Below are 14,502 nucleotides of genomic sequence, written 5' to 3'. Positions count from 1 at the left end.
TATACCTCTAAATATGCGTGTTTTAATATGTGGGCTATTCTAGAGCTAAATTTATTGGACGATAATTGATACAATTTAGTAAAAATCGGCTTTTTTTAAGCTTTTCAAAAAGTGGAGTAACAGTATGCATGCATTGGCCGTTGGCGAGGCGTTTTTTGAAACGCTAACAGAGCAAAAGCATGATTCACATGCCCAATGCGTACTGACTTTTATCGTATCTGGTGAAATGACCATTGCCCATCGTCTGCCTTATCACGTTAAGCCAGGTTCGTTTAATATTGTGCCGCCGGGAGTTCCTCATACGCTGTTAACAGGTGAAAACCTGCAGGTCTTATGGCTGAGTTTTTGTCCTGATTGCTTGGGTTTAGCCGACAGTGAGTTACTGGCGCCTTTTGAGTTGGTTAAAAAAGGTGTGTTGCCAGTGAAAACTGCGAGCTTGGATCGGCATGCCTTCATTACAACTCTATTTTACGAGCTGATTGCCGCTCAGCAACAAAAGTTGAGCCTTGAAGTGCAGCGCAGCTTTGTTGTTTTGTTGTTGAGTGAACTCAGTCTGGCTGTCTCGTGTGGCGCAAATTCGCCTCAGTATAATGAGAAAGTTGAAAGGGCGCTCGCGTTCATACAAACCAACTATTTGCGATCTATTGGACTCAATGAAGTAAGTGAGGCGGTTCATGTGACGCCTCCCTATCTTGCTCAACTATTTAAACAAGAAACCGGGCATACGGTTGGTCAATGGATCACACAAAAGCGCTTATCGCAGGCGTGTACGCAATTGCTGCATACTTCGCAGCCTATAAGTCAATTAGCAGAAACACTCGGGTGGAGTGATACCACCCACTTTATTCGTCAATTTAAAAAATATATTGGCCAAACGCCTGCGGCATGGCGAAAAAGTCAAAAACTCTAGTGTGCTAATTTGTTGATATTTAGGCTTTCAGTGCTTTTAAGCTGCGATTGACCAGTTGATCCGCTTGTCGTGTCGTTTCAGGCAAGCGATATTTGGGGGTGAGCTTTTCAATCCATTGCACAGCCGTTTCAATACTTATTTTATGCCCCACCGAGACAAAAACTGGTTTGATATCTTTTTGCGTGCGCAGCACTTTGCCAATAAGGGTCTCATCATGCATCAAATCAGACACGCTCCCCTTACATGAGCCAGGCATTTCATATTCACCGATCAGTTTGGTTTTACCACAGCCAATAGTGGGTATATTAAGCAGCACACCTAGGTGGCTTGCCATACCAAAACGCTTAGGGTGTGCGATGCCTTGTCCATCACAGACAATTAAATCTGGCATCATCGAAAGTTTTTTTATGGCATTGATTAAAGGGGGGATTTCTCGAAAAGAAAATAATCCTGGAATGTAAGGAAAACTGATGGTCTCTACTACACTACATGACTCGATAACTTGCAGTGTTTTTGCATCTAATAGTACCACTGCGCCAACCACTTGGTTATTGTCTTCATCATAGGCAACATCCACGCCTGCGATTGTATCAATCTTATTGAATTGATCAGTCATAATGACGGTATTGGCTAAAGATATTTGAATTTGCAATGCGTCTTCTTGTGTTGTAGGGGCGTCGTATTGGATCATAATGATTTATATTGGTATTGATGATTTGATTATGATGGGGGGTAAAATATGATTATCAATAGTTTATGTGAGTTTTCTTACCTATGAATGGATAAAAGAACCTCTGTATCGTTAGTGACAGAGGCTCTTTGGGTTCTAGTAATTTATCGAGGTTCTAAAGTCATATCTGAAGCCAACTGACAAAGATTCAAAATCTTGGTCGTTTGTATATGACTTGGTGAGGTATTCAAGGTGTACGCGCAGCGGTGGCGTTGGCATCCATTCTAAAGTGACGTTGTAACCATCGTAGCTTTGATTGGCTGGGTCACTATCGCTGTAGCCGTCGTCAAAATCGAAAAAGCCCGCTTTTAGCTTATAAAATTTTGTCAGTTTATATGCAAAGGAGAGATCAAGCGTTGAGCCATCTCTGTCTGCGATGTTGTTTCTTTCATACGTTTTATCTTGATAGGCAACTGCAGCGTAAAAACGGTCTGTAAAATCATAGGCTAAAGAACCTGCCCAGATGGAGTTTTCCCCTTGCCTGACTTGCTGGTCGTAGACATCGTTCATTTGGTAGGTGATTGCTGCATGCAATCCATCTTTGTCATAGCTGACACCAGCATTGAACAAGTCTGCATAGTTTTCGTTATTTGCTCCATCGTACTGTGCAACAGCTACGAAAGTAATAGGGCCACTGTCAAGACGGTAACTCAACAAGTTGTCAACGAAAAATAGACTTTCGTTATCATAGGCGTAAGGGCTGTTAGCATGATTAAAAATATCGACGTATTCGGCAATAAACAAATACTGCGCTGGCCGCTGTTTACCAATGCCAAAGCGCCCGACAGGGGTAACAAGGGCGGTGTAGGCGCGACGAGAACGGCCAAACTCGCCTGTATTTTGAATGTCTATACTCCACTCACCGTGCAGTTCTGCGGCCCAGTCATCATTAAATCTGTGGGTGGCCTTGATCCCTGCGTGGGATAATGCGTCACGCACATCGTATGTATCTTCCCCATTGTCTTCGATGCGTCCATAGGTTGGGCGCATGGTCGCATAGACATCGACTTTATGCGTTACAGGTTTTTCTGCCACTTTAGGTACAGGCTTTGGTGCTGCCTTGGCAGTGGCGGTGGGTTGTCTGGTGTCTGCTGGTTTTTCAGGTTCTGGGTGCTGCGCTGTAAATCGTCGTTTGAGTTCCGCAAGCTGGGCTTCAAGTGCCTTAATGTCATCCATGGTGACGGGACGGTTATCGTTTGCAATCACTGGATATGCAAATGACGTTGATAGCAAAAGAGCAAATAAAGAACGGCTCGCTGTTTTCATAGTCTTTAAACCAATTAGTTGCGATAAAGCGAATTATAGACAACACTTTGCGATGTTGACTGATTTTTTTTCTGGCGAGTAACTATGAAGATTAGAACCAAGTTTTCAGTCGCTTCTGCGCTGGTGGTGTTTATCATCATTATTGTATTCAGCGGCTCTACTTACTGGTTTATCAATGATTCAATGAAGCAAAAAACAGCTGCGTATGTGGGAGACACAACTCAGTTGCTGGCGATCAGCATTAATAACTGGCTGTCGAAAAAAGCCTCACAGGTACATTTAGTGAAGACACAGCTAGATGTAGATTTTAGTGTCGAAAATTTTCAGCAAGCGTTAAACACACCTTATTTTAGCACCTCATTCTTGCTGGCGTTTGGTACTGTGGATACGGAGACAGGGCTTAGGTCGAACAATCCAAATCGTCAGAATCCACCTGGCGTGGACTTTCGCCAGCGCCCTTGGTATTCATTGGCAAAACAAAAAGGCAAAACGGTATTTACCAGCCCTTATGTGGATGCCGCAACGGGTGAACTATTACTTTCGGTCGTGTCCCCAATTAATTATCAAGGCCAGTTTAAAGGGGTGATCGGTGGAGACCTGAGCCTGACGACCATTGCAAACAGTATCAATGCGGTTGATTTTGATGAAACTGGATTTGCATTCTTAGTGGATAAGCAAGGCGAAATTATTTCGCATCAGCAAAAGGATTTAAATGGCAAAACGTTACGTGACATTTCGCCTAACCTATCACTGGCTCAGTCAAAAACAGTGATTGAAGCGCAGGTCGGTGGTGAAGACAAAATCATGTATTACTACCCACTGGATGATCAGTATGGTAATGCATGGTATTTGGCTGTGATGCTTGATAAAGACAAAGTCTATCAAGTGCTCAATAAGATGACATTGAATACGATTGTTTTGGCGGTCATTGCCGTTGTGTTAGGGTCATTAACAATCAGAACGCTCGCTATACACCTTTTAAAACCACTCAAAGAGTTAGAAGCTGCCATTACCAACATCGCCTCGGGTAGTGGTGATTTGACTCAGCGTTTAACCATTAAAAATGATGATGAATGCGGTAAGGTAGCGCAGCAGTTTAATATATTTTTAGGGTCACTCCATCAGCTCGTCTCACAAGTAAAGCAGGGTACAGATATGGTGGTCTCTAGTAGTCAAGCAGCCCGGGAATTGGCAACGCAGTCAAGCTCTCGTTTGCAAGAGCAGGTTGGGCTCGTGGAAAGTTTAGCAACTGCCATGCATGAAATGAGTACGACCTCCGGTGAGATAGCGGGCAGTGCACAAAATGCAGCCAGCTCTATTACAACAGTGAACGACAAAACTCGAGATGGGCAGCAAGTATTTTTAGAAACGAAAAAAGAGATTTCAGCGTTATCTGAGGAAATAAATGAGTCTCATGCGATGAGTACGCAACTTGCTGAATACAGCCATAGTATCGAAAACATTCTATCGGTCATAAATGGGATTGCTGAGCAAACAAACTTACTTGCGCTTAACGCGGCGATTGAAGCTGCTAGAGCTGGTGAGCAGGGCAGAGGGTTTGCAGTTGTGGCCGATGAAGTGCGTTCGCTTGCCACCAAAACCCAAGAGTCGACAACAGAAATTAAAAGTATGATTGAACAAATACAGGTATCGTCAAATCAGGTGCAAAATGCCATGGGGGCAAGTCGAGACAAGACCTTGTTATGTGTAGAGCAAACAGAGCATGCGACGCAAATGCTGAATGAAATTTCTGAGTCGGTTAAAGATATCATGGATCGCAACATTCAAATTGCGACAGCGATTGAAGAGCAAAGTGTTGTCATTGAAGAGATCAACAAAAACACTGCGAATATCAATGATATTAGCGTTGAGGTTGATAATTTCTCTAGTCAGCAATACGAAGCGAGCCAAGAGCTGGCTGAGCAATCACATGAGCAAGAGGTACTATTGTCTAAATTTACCTTATAGTATGGTGAGCTGTTTTCAGCTGCGCCAAAAGCACGTATGATTTTGCTCAATTGAAATAGTCAGTGATTGTAGGAGCAAATCATGGCCATATGGGTAGATGCAGACGCGTGCCCTGTCGTAATTCGAGAGATTTTGTTTCGAGCAGCAGTACGTACTCAGGTGACAGTCACTTTGGTGGCAAATCAATATTTGAAAACACCACCGTCTCCATATATTTGCAAGTTGCAGGTGAGTGCGGGTTTTGATGTTGCGGACAACGAAATTGTAAAGCGTATGAACGCAGGTGACTTGGTGATCACCAGTGATATCCCTCTTGCTGCTGAAGTTATTGAAAAGGGTGGACTTGCACTGAGCACCCGAGGTGAAATGTATACCACTGAAAACATCCGTTCGCGTTTAAATATACGTGACTTTATGGATACGATGAGAAGTAGTGGCGTGCAAACTGGTGGGCCACCGCCTTTGAGCCAAAGTGAAAAACAGCAGTTTGCAAACTGTTTAGATAGGTGGTTACAGCAGCACAAGACACAGTAAAGCTCACTTTTTAGCCTGCTGATGATGCAGGCTTACTTTTCTTAGCCATTCACCCGCATAAATGCCAATTAAGTGTATTGATCTTCAGTTCATTTTTTGTAACGTTTAATTGTTCATCCAACAAAGGGTACACAGTCTATCGAGGGAGAGAAACATGATAAGAGAGATGACACGGCAAGACTTTGTGGCGTTTTGGCCTGTGTTTAAAGAGATTATATTACAGCAAGAAACTTACGCATATGACCCTAATATGTCGCAAGAAGAAGCTTATCAAATTTGGTGTACGCAGCCATTAAAAGTGTTTGTGTATGTTGAAGATAAACAAGTCTTGGGCACGTATTACATTAAAGCAAATGCTATGGGACCAAGCGACCATATTTGTAATTGTGGTTATATGGTTTCACCGCAAGCGCGTGGTAAAGGGTTGGCAAGAAAATTATGTGAGCACTCTCAGCTGCAAGCTTTGGCACTTGGATTTAAGGCAATGCAATTTAACTCAGTTGTTTCGAGTAATGAAATTGCGGTTTCGCTTTGGAAAAAGTTGGGGTATGAGATCATCGGTACTATTCCGAACGCTTATCGTCACCCTCAGTTGGGGTTTGTTGATAGTTACATTATGTATAAGTGGTTGGAGAAAAAATAGAAGGAGTGAATCTTGAACAAGGAATTAGTGTTTTATTATTTAGCAGATAAACCTGAATACCTACCGACAGTCGCTCATTGGTATTACGTGCAGTGGTGCGAGCAAAGTGGTCGCTACACATTAGCGCAGATAACCGAAAAACTACGAAATTCATTAAGTCGAGACGCGTTACCAAAAGTTGTTATCGCGATGATGGGTAATCAGTTGGTTGCGGCTGCGGAACTAAAAATTCGAGAAATGGATGACTACCCACAATATGAACATTGGGTTGGCGGTGTGTATGTAGACGCACAAATGAGAGGCATGCAGATTGGTAAAAGGCTGATGTCTTATATGATATCGCAAGCGAAATTAGCGCAGATAAAAACACTCTACTTGCAAACAGAGCAATTGAATGGCGGCTTATATCGTCAATTGGGCTTTGAACCAATGTTTGAGACACACTCGACTGGCTATCATGTGCTTGTGATGAAAAAATCACTGGGTTTGTCTGCATGATAACGGGTAAATCATATTACTTTGCCAGTATCAGATCTGCTTTTGTTGATTGAACTCTATTGTTAGTTGGGGGCTTGAACCCACGTTCGTTGGCAAAGTAGTGCTTATATATCATTGGGTAATTTGTAGTTATGTTCATATTTGTGTGGCAAGTACATAGCCCTTTAAGCGTTAAAAGTTGAGTACACCTACATTGCTCTGGATATAGAGCAAGTTGAGTCACCTTATATTCTTGATCCTGATGGGCCATAAGTTGGAGTTACATGTGGGATCATTACAAAGTCTTTAACGTTTAAAAGCCAAGTCTTATCAAGGGCCACTGTGATACAACGCACTTTGAACAACCACAATGAACAGTCATTATTGTCCGGTTAATTACAATTAAAATCAATAATGTTATTACATAACAATGATTTAGAGTTGTTTTTGGTCTTAACTAGATTGACTTTAATTCGGCCAATGATTATATTGACGGCTAATTTATCATGCTAAGGTGCTAGATTTGAACACTCGGATATGGGCTTATTTGATGCTGGTGGCAGTGATTGCATTGCAGTCAGTGTCTCTTGTAACATCTCTATCCGATGTACATTTGGTAGATATAAAACACCTTCAGTCTACACATTCTCATCAATTCGATCTGCAAGTGACCAATATAGTAGAGCTCGATGAGCATGGTCACGCGATTCAGGATTGCCACCACTGTGGTCATTGCTCTGGTAGTCATACCTCTTGGTTAAGTCGATACTGGCAAGAAGAGGTCACATTGATGCCTTCACATGTTGTGATCAGTACACCTGATACGCGTATCCGAAGACGAGCTGAATCGAAATACAAACCTCCAATCTATTCTTAAATTCTCTTTTTCTCATTAAATAGAGCTGAATTCGAGCGTTATTTAATGAGCTATTAAATCAAACGCTTACCTAGAGTATATCTTGCAAAAGACCGAGGCATATATACATAAGGACGAGCATCGTTTTGACGCAATCAGTTTTTGCGTTATGTCATCAGCATCAGTATGCCTGCTTAGCAAGCGTTCATAGAGCTGGTGCGTGATTATTATCGCCCAACGCAAAGTTGAATTGATGTGTTGGGGATAAATAGAGGTTTAGTGAATGAATTTCATAAATAAAGAGTGTGTTTTAGCTGCCGTAACGTTTATCTACTTGTATAGTTTTTCAACTTTTGCATTATCAGCAGGCCATGAACACGCACATCAAATCAGTAACCAGTTTAAACAGACAGGTGAACACCCAAATAAGGAAGAGAATCATCAACATGATACTGAATACGCTGTGCTTGATGAGACTCAGCGTCGAATCGTGGGGATTGAGGTTGCAGAAATCAAAAAAACGCGTTACCAGCAGAGCCATTATGCACCTGCGGAAGTTAAAGCAAATGGGTATACCAGTTATATTGTGTCTCCCAGAACAGATTCAGTGGTTGTAAGTCGTTACGTTACTTTAGGTGAAAAGGTATCGAAAGGGCAAAAGTTGGTGACCTTGTTCAGTCAAGAAGTAGCCAGTGCGCAGGCTGAATATAGGTTAGCACGTAGTGAATGGCAACGAATCGCTCAATTGTCAGGTGATACGGTCAGTGAAAGTGAAAAGCTGGCGGAAAAGACGCGTTTTCATGCGGCATACGGACAGCTTATCGCATTGGGACTGAGCAAGTCAGCCATTCAAAAGTTACATGGCTTGGCCAGTAACACTTTGGGTGAATATACATTGATCGCCCACCAAGCAGGTGTAGTGCTTGAAGATGACTTTTCGCAAGGGCAGCGCGTTGAAGCTGGGTATGCGCTGATGAGGTTAGCAGATGAAAGCACGCTTTGGGTAGAGGCTAAGTTACCGGTTCAAGCAGACATTGAGCCACACACTATTGACCGAGCGCTGGTTGTGTTTGGCAAGAAAAAATACGCTGCTGAGGTTATCCAACAAACGCATACAATTGATAAAAAAACGCGTATGAAAGTCATTCGTTTATCGGTAGATAATAAACAGGATGTATTGCACTCGGGTATGTTTGTTGGCGTGAATCTTATTACTAGGTCAAAAGACCATGCGATGCTAGTTCCAGAGTCTGCGGTAGTAAGAGATCAAACACAAAATTGGGTCGTATTTGTAGAGCAAAATAATACTTCATTCACTGCAATACCAGTCAGATTGGGTGCCCAAGTTGGAGATCAGCAGGTTGTTTATGGTTTGCCAAATAACAGCAAAGTGGCCGTAAAAGGGGCATTCTTCATTGCCTCAGAACTAGCGAAAAATAACTTTGATCCACACAATCATTAAGGAAGTGCATATGTTAAATCGAATGATAGTGTGGTCGGTAAAAAATCGATTTTTAATCGTGGTGTGTATTTGGGCGCTAATAGTGATAGGGGGAGCGACAATAAAAAAGCTATCTTTAGATGCTTTTCCAGATGTGACTAATACGCAAGTTGTTATCAACACTGAAGCACCAGGCCTTGCAGCAGAAGAGGTTGAGCAATTGATCACATTTCCAATTGAAGCCGTGATGTATGCATTACCTGATGTTGAAGAAGTGCGCTCTATCTCGAAAACCGGCTTATCAGGGATAACGGTTGCGTTTAAAGAGGGGGTAGATATTTATTTTGCTAGGCAGTTGGTGTTTGAACGCTTACAGCAAGCCAAAGAGGTTATTCCCAATGGTATGGGAACGCCTGAAATTGGACCGAATACCTCGGGGCTTGGCCAAATTTTTCAGTATTTATTGGTGTCTGAGCCTAATTCAGATTATGACATTATGGCACTAAGAAGCTTAAATGATTGGGTAGTTAAAATGATGCTCATGCCAGTAGATGGTGTCACTGATATATTGTCTTTTGGCGGCGAAGTACAGCAGTACCAAGTGAATCTAAACCCTCAGAAATTATTAGCCTATGAGCTTAGACAGTCAGATATTCAAATGGCATTGGAAGAAAATAATATCAATGCGGGTGGCTGGTATATGCAAAGGGGCCAAGAACAGCTCGTTGTCAGAGGAACTGGGTGGTTTACACATGGTAGCGAGGGTATTGAGCAAATTTCGCAAGTGCCTGTGAAAGTTATAAATGGCACAGTGATCAGTATTGGGGATGTCGCGCAGGTCCGTATTGGTGCGCAGATACGTCAAGGTGCGGTGACTATGACACGGCGTAATGAAGAAGGCCATGTGGAAGTGATGGGGGAAGTCGTTTCTGGAATTGTACTTAAACGTATTGGTGCGAATAGTAAAGAGACCATAGAGGCAATTAACGAGCGGCTAAGTCGTTTAGATCGCGCCTTGCCAGTTGGGGTAAAAATCGTGCCCTTTTACGATCAAGGAAACCTCGTTGATAAGGCCGTAAACACAGTGGCAAAAGCACTGGGGCTTGCATTCATTTTTATTTCTATTGTGTTGACACTATTTTTGTTGAATATCAGGGCAACATTGTTAGTACTTTTCTCGATTCCATTGTCTATAGGCTTAGCGCTGATAGCTATGGTTTGGCTGGGGGGGTCTGCAAACTTGATGTCATTAGGTGGGCTTGCAATTGCAATAGGTATGCTCGTGGATGGCTCTGTCGTGATGGTTGATAACATTGTTCGTAGGCTCAATGAGCGCGATAGTTTGCCACGACCACAGCAAGAAGCTGTTTCTATGGTTGTCATTAGCGCAGCTAAGGAAGTAGCACGTTCAATATTTTTTGCATCTCTTATCATTTTGATTGTGTTTTTACCTTTGTTTAGTTTTGAAGGGGTTGAAGCAAAGCTATTTGAGCCAATGGCGACCAGTATCATGTTGGCGATAGTGTTTGCCATTGTAGTTGCTCTGATGTGTGTTCCGGCGCTTGCATGCATTGTCTATCGATGGGGCTTCTCAGCGAGAAAAAACCATATGGTAGCGCACTTTGAAAGCATGTATCGCATATGCTTGATGAACGTAATGGCCAAACCGAAAATAATAGTGTTCGGCCTGATGAGCTTGGTTCTGTTGAGCAGTTATATTGCAACTAAGCTCGGAACGGAGTTTGTACCAGAGCTCGAGGAAGGAACGATCAATCTACGTGTGACTTTGGCGTCTTCAGCCAGCTTAGAAACCGCACTAGGTATTGCGCCTAAATTTGAGCGTATTTTAATGGAGTTTCCAGAGGTTACATATGCGCTAAGCCGGATTGGGCGGGCAGAGATTGGTGGAGATCCAGAGCCTGTTAATAACATAGAAATTTATATTGGCTTAAAGCCCACTAAGCAGTGGCAAAGTGCGAACAATCGAAAAACATTGCAAGCACTAATGAAAGACAGGTTATCAGTCATTCCCGGAGTACAACTTAACTTTTCTCAACCGATTGCGACACGCGTTGATGAATTGCTCTCTGGTGTGAAAGCTCAACTTGCAATAAAGGTAATGGGTCCTGATTTACATATCTTGGCACAAAAGGGCGCAGAGATAGAACGAGTAATTAAGGACGTTGAGGGGACGACTGATGTTGCACTTGAGCAAACTAACGGTGAGGCTCAGCTTTTAGTAACACCAGACCGACAATCGCTTTCTCGATTTGGCCTGTCTGTTGCTGATGTAATGTCATTGGTCAATGATGGTATTGGAGGACAGCACAGTGGTCAGGTTGTTAGTGGCAATGAACGATATGATATATATACTCGCATTGATGAATCGTTTCGTAACAACGCACAGGCAATAGCAGGTCTAATGCTCGTTGCGCCAAATGGCGAATGGGTAAGGCTTGGCGATGTCGCTCAGGTTGAAATAACGACGGGGACATCTCAAATTAGGCGGGATGATGTACAAAGGCGAATTGTCATTCAAGCAAATGTACAGGACAGAGACATGGGAAGTGTGGTCGAAGACATTCGACAACAGATTGCCAGTAGGGTCGCTTTGCCAGTCGGCTATTCTGTTGAAGTAGGTGGGCAGTTCGAAAATCAACAACGGGCTCAGCAAAGGTTGTTAAAGATAGTACCAGTATCAATACTACTGATAGCCATCATGCTTTTTTTAGCATTTAGATCTGTTCGCCAAACAGTTTTGATATTGGTAAATATCCCATTTGCAATTGTCGGTGGCATTGTTTCGCTATATGTTTCTGGGTTTTATCTTTCAGTTGCAAGCTCGGTAGGTTTTATTACTTTGTTTGGCGTTGCCATTTTGAATGGGGTTGTCATGGTTGAAAGTATCAATAAAAGCATCACTCAGTTTGACGAAAAAACAGCAATTTTACTTGGGGCAAGTGCTCGACTGCGTCCAGTATTGATGACTGCCCTAACATCTGCTCTGGGTCTTTTGCCCATGTTGTTTTCGCAAGGTATAGGGGCGGAGTTGCAAAAGCCAATCGCGACGGTTGTATTCGGTGGTTTAATCAGTTCAACTTTGTTGACACTTTTTGTCATTCCCAGTTTTTATCCTATCTTTTTAAAACGAAGTTTATTAAAAGAGACCTAACGCGGTTAATTTTGTTCGAGGTGTAAAGCCTAAGTTCGGGCTTTACACCTTTTAGAGAGGCAATATGTCGAAAGAATTTAAGACTTTCCAAGCATTTTACTCTTTTTATTTAAAAGAGCATTCAAATAAACGATGCCGAAGAGTGCACTTTATTGGCTCAGCACTGGTTATTATTTTACTGGTGGTGGTGATTGTGACCCAGTATTGGAGGTTGTCAATTGCTTTACCTTTTTTGGGGTATGGATTTGCATGGTATGGGCATTTTAAATATGAGGGAAATAAACCAGCCACCTTTAGGTATCCTCTGTACAGCTTGCTTGCTGATTGGGTGATGTTTAAAGATATCATCACCCGAAAAATATCAATTTAAGCAAAGAGAGATTAATTTTTGGCTGGTTTATTTAGCAAGTAAACTGCACATAAGGCTAAAACGCCTCCAATGAACATAGTCAAACTTAGCTGCTCGTCAAAATACCAAATGGACATACCCATTGCTGTTACAGGCACAATAAAGATGAAAGAGCTTGATCGACTTGGCCCTAATTGTTGATTCGCTAAAAAGAAGATACTGGTTGCGATACTGACGACAATCACGGATAGGTATAGCATGTGATACCAATAAATAGCGGAGTAATTTGTAATACTACTCAACGGCGATAGGTCATACGCAAACAGATAGCTCAATACCATTGCCCAAAAATACATGGCAGCGCTAAATGTAAGAAAATCCCCGAATTTAGTACCTTGCTTACTAATGAGGGTTAAAAATGCCCAAGTTAAAGAGGCGAGTAAAAAGTAGGCATTTCCAGAGGCAAATATTTGCGCCGCGTCGAAAAGCCAGATTTCTATCATAAACAACCCGCCAATAAACCCTAATATACAGCCGATAAGTTGCTTATTAGAAAGCGTAGAGCGAAAAATGAACGTACTAAGAATAATGGTAAAAATAGGGTTGGTTGTGGTTACTAGCATACCTCCTTTGCCGGGCAAACCATCATATAGCCCTAGGAAAAATAACTGATTGTATGCGGCCATTAATATGCCAGCGGGTATGGACCAAAGTAAAGCCTGTCTAGAAAAAAATAGTTTTTGCAGTTTACTTTTATAGACCAATAGTAAAATCGGCAGCATGCTGAGCGTTGCCAGTGTAATGCGATAAAATACTGTCAGTGTTGCAGGAGCCATATCCGCAATGATTTTGCCAGAGATCCAGCTCGAGCCCCAAATAAGCATCGCACTTATCAATGATAGGATAACCGTCGTATCTTTTGATGATTGATTTAGTACCGTCGTTGACATGACTTCCCTCTTTATTAACAACATTGCAATCAAAGCAGCTTATAGGCTTTGAGACTTAGCTCATATTAGAAGCAGTAGGATAATACAATTTCATCTTAATATGTGTATTGAATTCGGAAAAAGACAATGAAAGAGAAGTGTTAGTACTAGTTAGTATTGGTTTAGAGTATTTATTATACCTGTTTTAATTGTTGAAAGTCATAAGTAAGTCAGTTTTAGAACGCTTAAATTAATAAGGAAAGTAGTATCGAAGGAAGGAATAGTGGGTCGGCTTTATCGTATTATAGTTGTATATTTACTGATGATAAGTGTTATTTGAACTTGTTATGATTAATAAGTTACCTAATAAAGGCGAGGACACCTCTAATGCAGGTGTAGACTGAATAGATGTATTTCACCAAAAATAATATGAATATTGGTCCTTTTTGTAGCCTAATTTAGGCTTTACATATTGGTGATTAATAATCGACGTAATTGATAATAGTCAAGGCTTACAATCTAGCTGTAATGCCCCGTAATTGCATTTAATCTTAATCACCCTATAGTTGCACATAGATTATTCAGTTTGAGGGAAACGCTATGGCTGCAAAAGTTACCGTAACATTTATCAATAAAACAAATACGCCAATGTTTGCTTTCTTATGCCAAGATAAGCAGATAGTTGCTTTAACTTTAACTCAAATATTCCCTGGATCAGCGTATAGGTTGTCTGAAGAAGTTGAGGATTTAGAAAGCTTACAGGTAGGGTTTGGTAAGTCTTGGTCTGCTGCGGAACTTGAAATGCAGTTAGATGTAAAAAGAGGTATAACAGATTTCAATGTCACCTTAGATAATGAAGGGGCCATGGAAATCGTAACAAACGGTGACTTAAAGTTAAAACGAAAGCGTTACTTTTATGATGCTGCGATAGCTCAATAGAGCTAAATGCATATGAATATTCATGGCATCCCTTCAGTAACTAGTCTCATTAATGAGCGCAGACCCAGGTTAAGAGCGAGTGTTTCTGCGTTCAATGTGTTTGTACAAGCACACCCTTTATAACTTGCCTTGTTCACAGATATAAAAGTTTTTATAAAAAGTGCTTGATTAAATCATGAGAGTACCTATAATGCGCACCCACTGACACGGCGGGCTGCGAGAGAAAACGCAAACCAAAATGAAGGTTAAAGTTAAATTGAAAGGTTAATTAAAAAATTAAATTTTCTA

Annotated in this window: 13 protein-coding genes; 10 read left to right on the top strand and 3 right to left on the bottom strand. The window is 41.7% G+C overall.

Translation table 11 applies throughout. The features are described from left to right. The first annotated feature begins 124 nt into the window (after positions 1-124). Entirely contained in the window at positions 125-910 is a 786-nt protein-coding gene (locus N473_RS18570; protein WP_063369208.1) for a helix-turn-helix transcriptional regulator, read from the top strand. 19 nt (positions 911-929) lie between these two features. On the opposite strand, the gene nfi is transcribed toward N473_RS18570, so the two are convergent. Both nfi and N473_RS18560 read right to left on the bottom strand, forming a co-directional pair. Further along, complete coding sequence (nfi, locus tag N473_RS18565) at positions 930-1,601, bottom strand: deoxyribonuclease V (protein WP_063369207.1); 672 nt, start codon at positions 1,599-1,601, stop codon at positions 930-932. A 135-nt stretch (positions 1,602-1,736) separates the two neighbouring features. Beyond that, complete coding sequence (locus N473_RS18560) at positions 1,737-2,906, bottom strand: porin (RefSeq protein WP_063369206.1); 1,170 nt, start codon at positions 2,904-2,906, stop codon at positions 1,737-1,739. Between the two features lie 84 nt (positions 2,907-2,990). On the opposite strand from N473_RS18560, the gene N473_RS18555 reads away from it, so the two are divergent. The 8 genes from N473_RS18555 (at position 2,991) to N473_RS18520 (ending at position 12,367) form a co-directional block, all read left to right on the top strand. After that, positions 2,991-4,874, top strand: coding sequence for a methyl-accepting chemotaxis protein (locus N473_RS18555; RefSeq protein ID WP_063369205.1), 1,884 nt, complete (start codon positions 2,991-2,993; stop codon positions 4,872-4,874). Positions 4,875-4,955: 81 nt separating this feature from the next. Then, positions 4,956-5,408, top strand: a complete 453-nt coding sequence (locus N473_RS18550; RefSeq protein WP_063369204.1) for a YaiI/YqxD family protein — start codon at positions 4,956-4,958, stop codon at positions 5,406-5,408. A 154-nt stretch (positions 5,409-5,562) separates the two neighbouring features. Further along, positions 5,563-6,051 (top strand): GNAT family N-acetyltransferase, encoded by a 489-nt coding sequence (locus tag N473_RS18545; protein WP_063369203.1) that lies wholly within the window; start codon positions 5,563-5,565, stop codon positions 6,049-6,051. A gap of 12 nt (positions 6,052-6,063) precedes the next feature. Continuing rightward, the gene (locus tag N473_RS18540; RefSeq protein WP_196766430.1) at positions 6,064-6,549 is read left to right on the top strand and encodes a GNAT family N-acetyltransferase; all 486 of its coding nucleotides are present in this window, start codon (positions 6,064-6,066) and stop codon (positions 6,547-6,549) included. A 502-nt stretch (positions 6,550-7,051) separates the two neighbouring features. Next, complete coding sequence (locus N473_RS18535) at positions 7,052-7,405, top strand: hypothetical protein (protein ID WP_155735661.1); 354 nt, start codon at positions 7,052-7,054, stop codon at positions 7,403-7,405. Between the two features lie 262 nt (positions 7,406-7,667). Further along, positions 7,668-8,846, top strand: coding sequence for an efflux RND transporter periplasmic adaptor subunit (locus N473_RS18530; protein ID WP_081221259.1), 1,179 nt, complete (start codon positions 7,668-7,670; stop codon positions 8,844-8,846). A gap of 10 nt (positions 8,847-8,856) precedes the next feature. Next, on the top strand, positions 8,857-11,997 hold the full coding sequence (locus N473_RS18525) for an efflux RND transporter permease subunit (RefSeq protein ID WP_063369200.1): 3,141 nt from the start codon (positions 8,857-8,859) through the stop codon (positions 11,995-11,997). Positions 11,998-12,061: 64 nt separating this feature from the next. Further along, positions 12,062-12,367: a DUF962 domain-containing protein gene (locus N473_RS18520; RefSeq protein ID WP_063369199.1), complete on the top strand. Its 306-nt coding sequence runs from the start codon at positions 12,062-12,064 to the stop codon at positions 12,365-12,367. Positions 12,368-12,378: 11 nt separating this feature from the next. On the opposite strand, the gene N473_RS18515 is transcribed toward N473_RS18520, so the two are convergent. Continuing rightward, the gene (locus N473_RS18515; RefSeq protein ID WP_063369198.1) at positions 12,379-13,296 is read right to left on the bottom strand and encodes a DMT family transporter; all 918 of its coding nucleotides are present in this window, start codon (positions 13,294-13,296) and stop codon (positions 12,379-12,381) included. A gap of 579 nt (positions 13,297-13,875) precedes the next feature. Between N473_RS18515 and N473_RS18510 the strand changes: the two genes are divergently transcribed. Further along, positions 13,876-14,214: a hypothetical protein gene (locus N473_RS18510; RefSeq protein ID WP_039608797.1), complete on the top strand. Its 339-nt coding sequence runs from the start codon at positions 13,876-13,878 to the stop codon at positions 14,212-14,214. Positions 14,215-14,502: the final 288 nt, after the last annotated feature.

The organism is Pseudoalteromonas luteoviolacea CPMOR-1, assembly GCF_001625685.1.
Taxonomy (GTDB): Bacteria; Pseudomonadota; Gammaproteobacteria; order Enterobacterales; family Alteromonadaceae; genus Pseudoalteromonas; species Pseudoalteromonas luteoviolacea_K.
Note: the sequence above shows the minus strand (reverse complement) of the source record. Positions and strands in the feature narration are given on the sequence as shown.

Bases quoted from the DNA above. Each gene is read 5' to 3' on its own strand.
- N473_RS18570 (WP_063369208.1), top strand. From the start codon at position 125: ATGCATGCATTGGCCGTTGGCGAGGCGTTTTTTGAAACGCTAACAGAG.
- nfi (WP_063369207.1), bottom strand. From the start codon at position 1,601: ATGATCCAATACGACGCCCCTACAACACAAGAAGACGCATTGCAAATT.
- N473_RS18560 (WP_063369206.1), bottom strand. From the start codon at position 2,906: ATGAAAACAGCGAGCCGTTCTTTATTTGCTCTTTTGCTATCAACGTCA.
- N473_RS18555 (WP_063369205.1), top strand. From the start codon at position 2,991: ATGAAGATTAGAACCAAGTTTTCAGTCGCTTCTGCGCTGGTGGTGTTT.
- N473_RS18550 (WP_063369204.1), top strand. From the start codon at position 4,956: ATGGCCATATGGGTAGATGCAGACGCGTGCCCTGTCGTAATTCGAGAG.
- N473_RS18545 (WP_063369203.1), top strand. From the start codon at position 5,563: ATGATAAGAGAGATGACACGGCAAGACTTTGTGGCGTTTTGGCCTGTG.
- N473_RS18530 (WP_081221259.1), top strand. From the start codon at position 7,668: ATGAATTTCATAAATAAAGAGTGTGTTTTAGCTGCCGTAACGTTTATC.
- N473_RS18525 (WP_063369200.1), top strand. From the start codon at position 8,857: ATGTTAAATCGAATGATAGTGTGGTCGGTAAAAAATCGATTTTTAATC.
- N473_RS18520 (WP_063369199.1), top strand. From the start codon at position 12,062: ATGTCGAAAGAATTTAAGACTTTCCAAGCATTTTACTCTTTTTATTTA.
- N473_RS18515 (WP_063369198.1), bottom strand. From the start codon at position 13,296: ATGTCAACGACGGTACTAAATCAATCATCAAAAGATACGACGGTTATC.
- N473_RS18510 (WP_039608797.1), top strand. From the start codon at position 13,876: ATGGCTGCAAAAGTTACCGTAACATTTATCAATAAAACAAATACGCCA.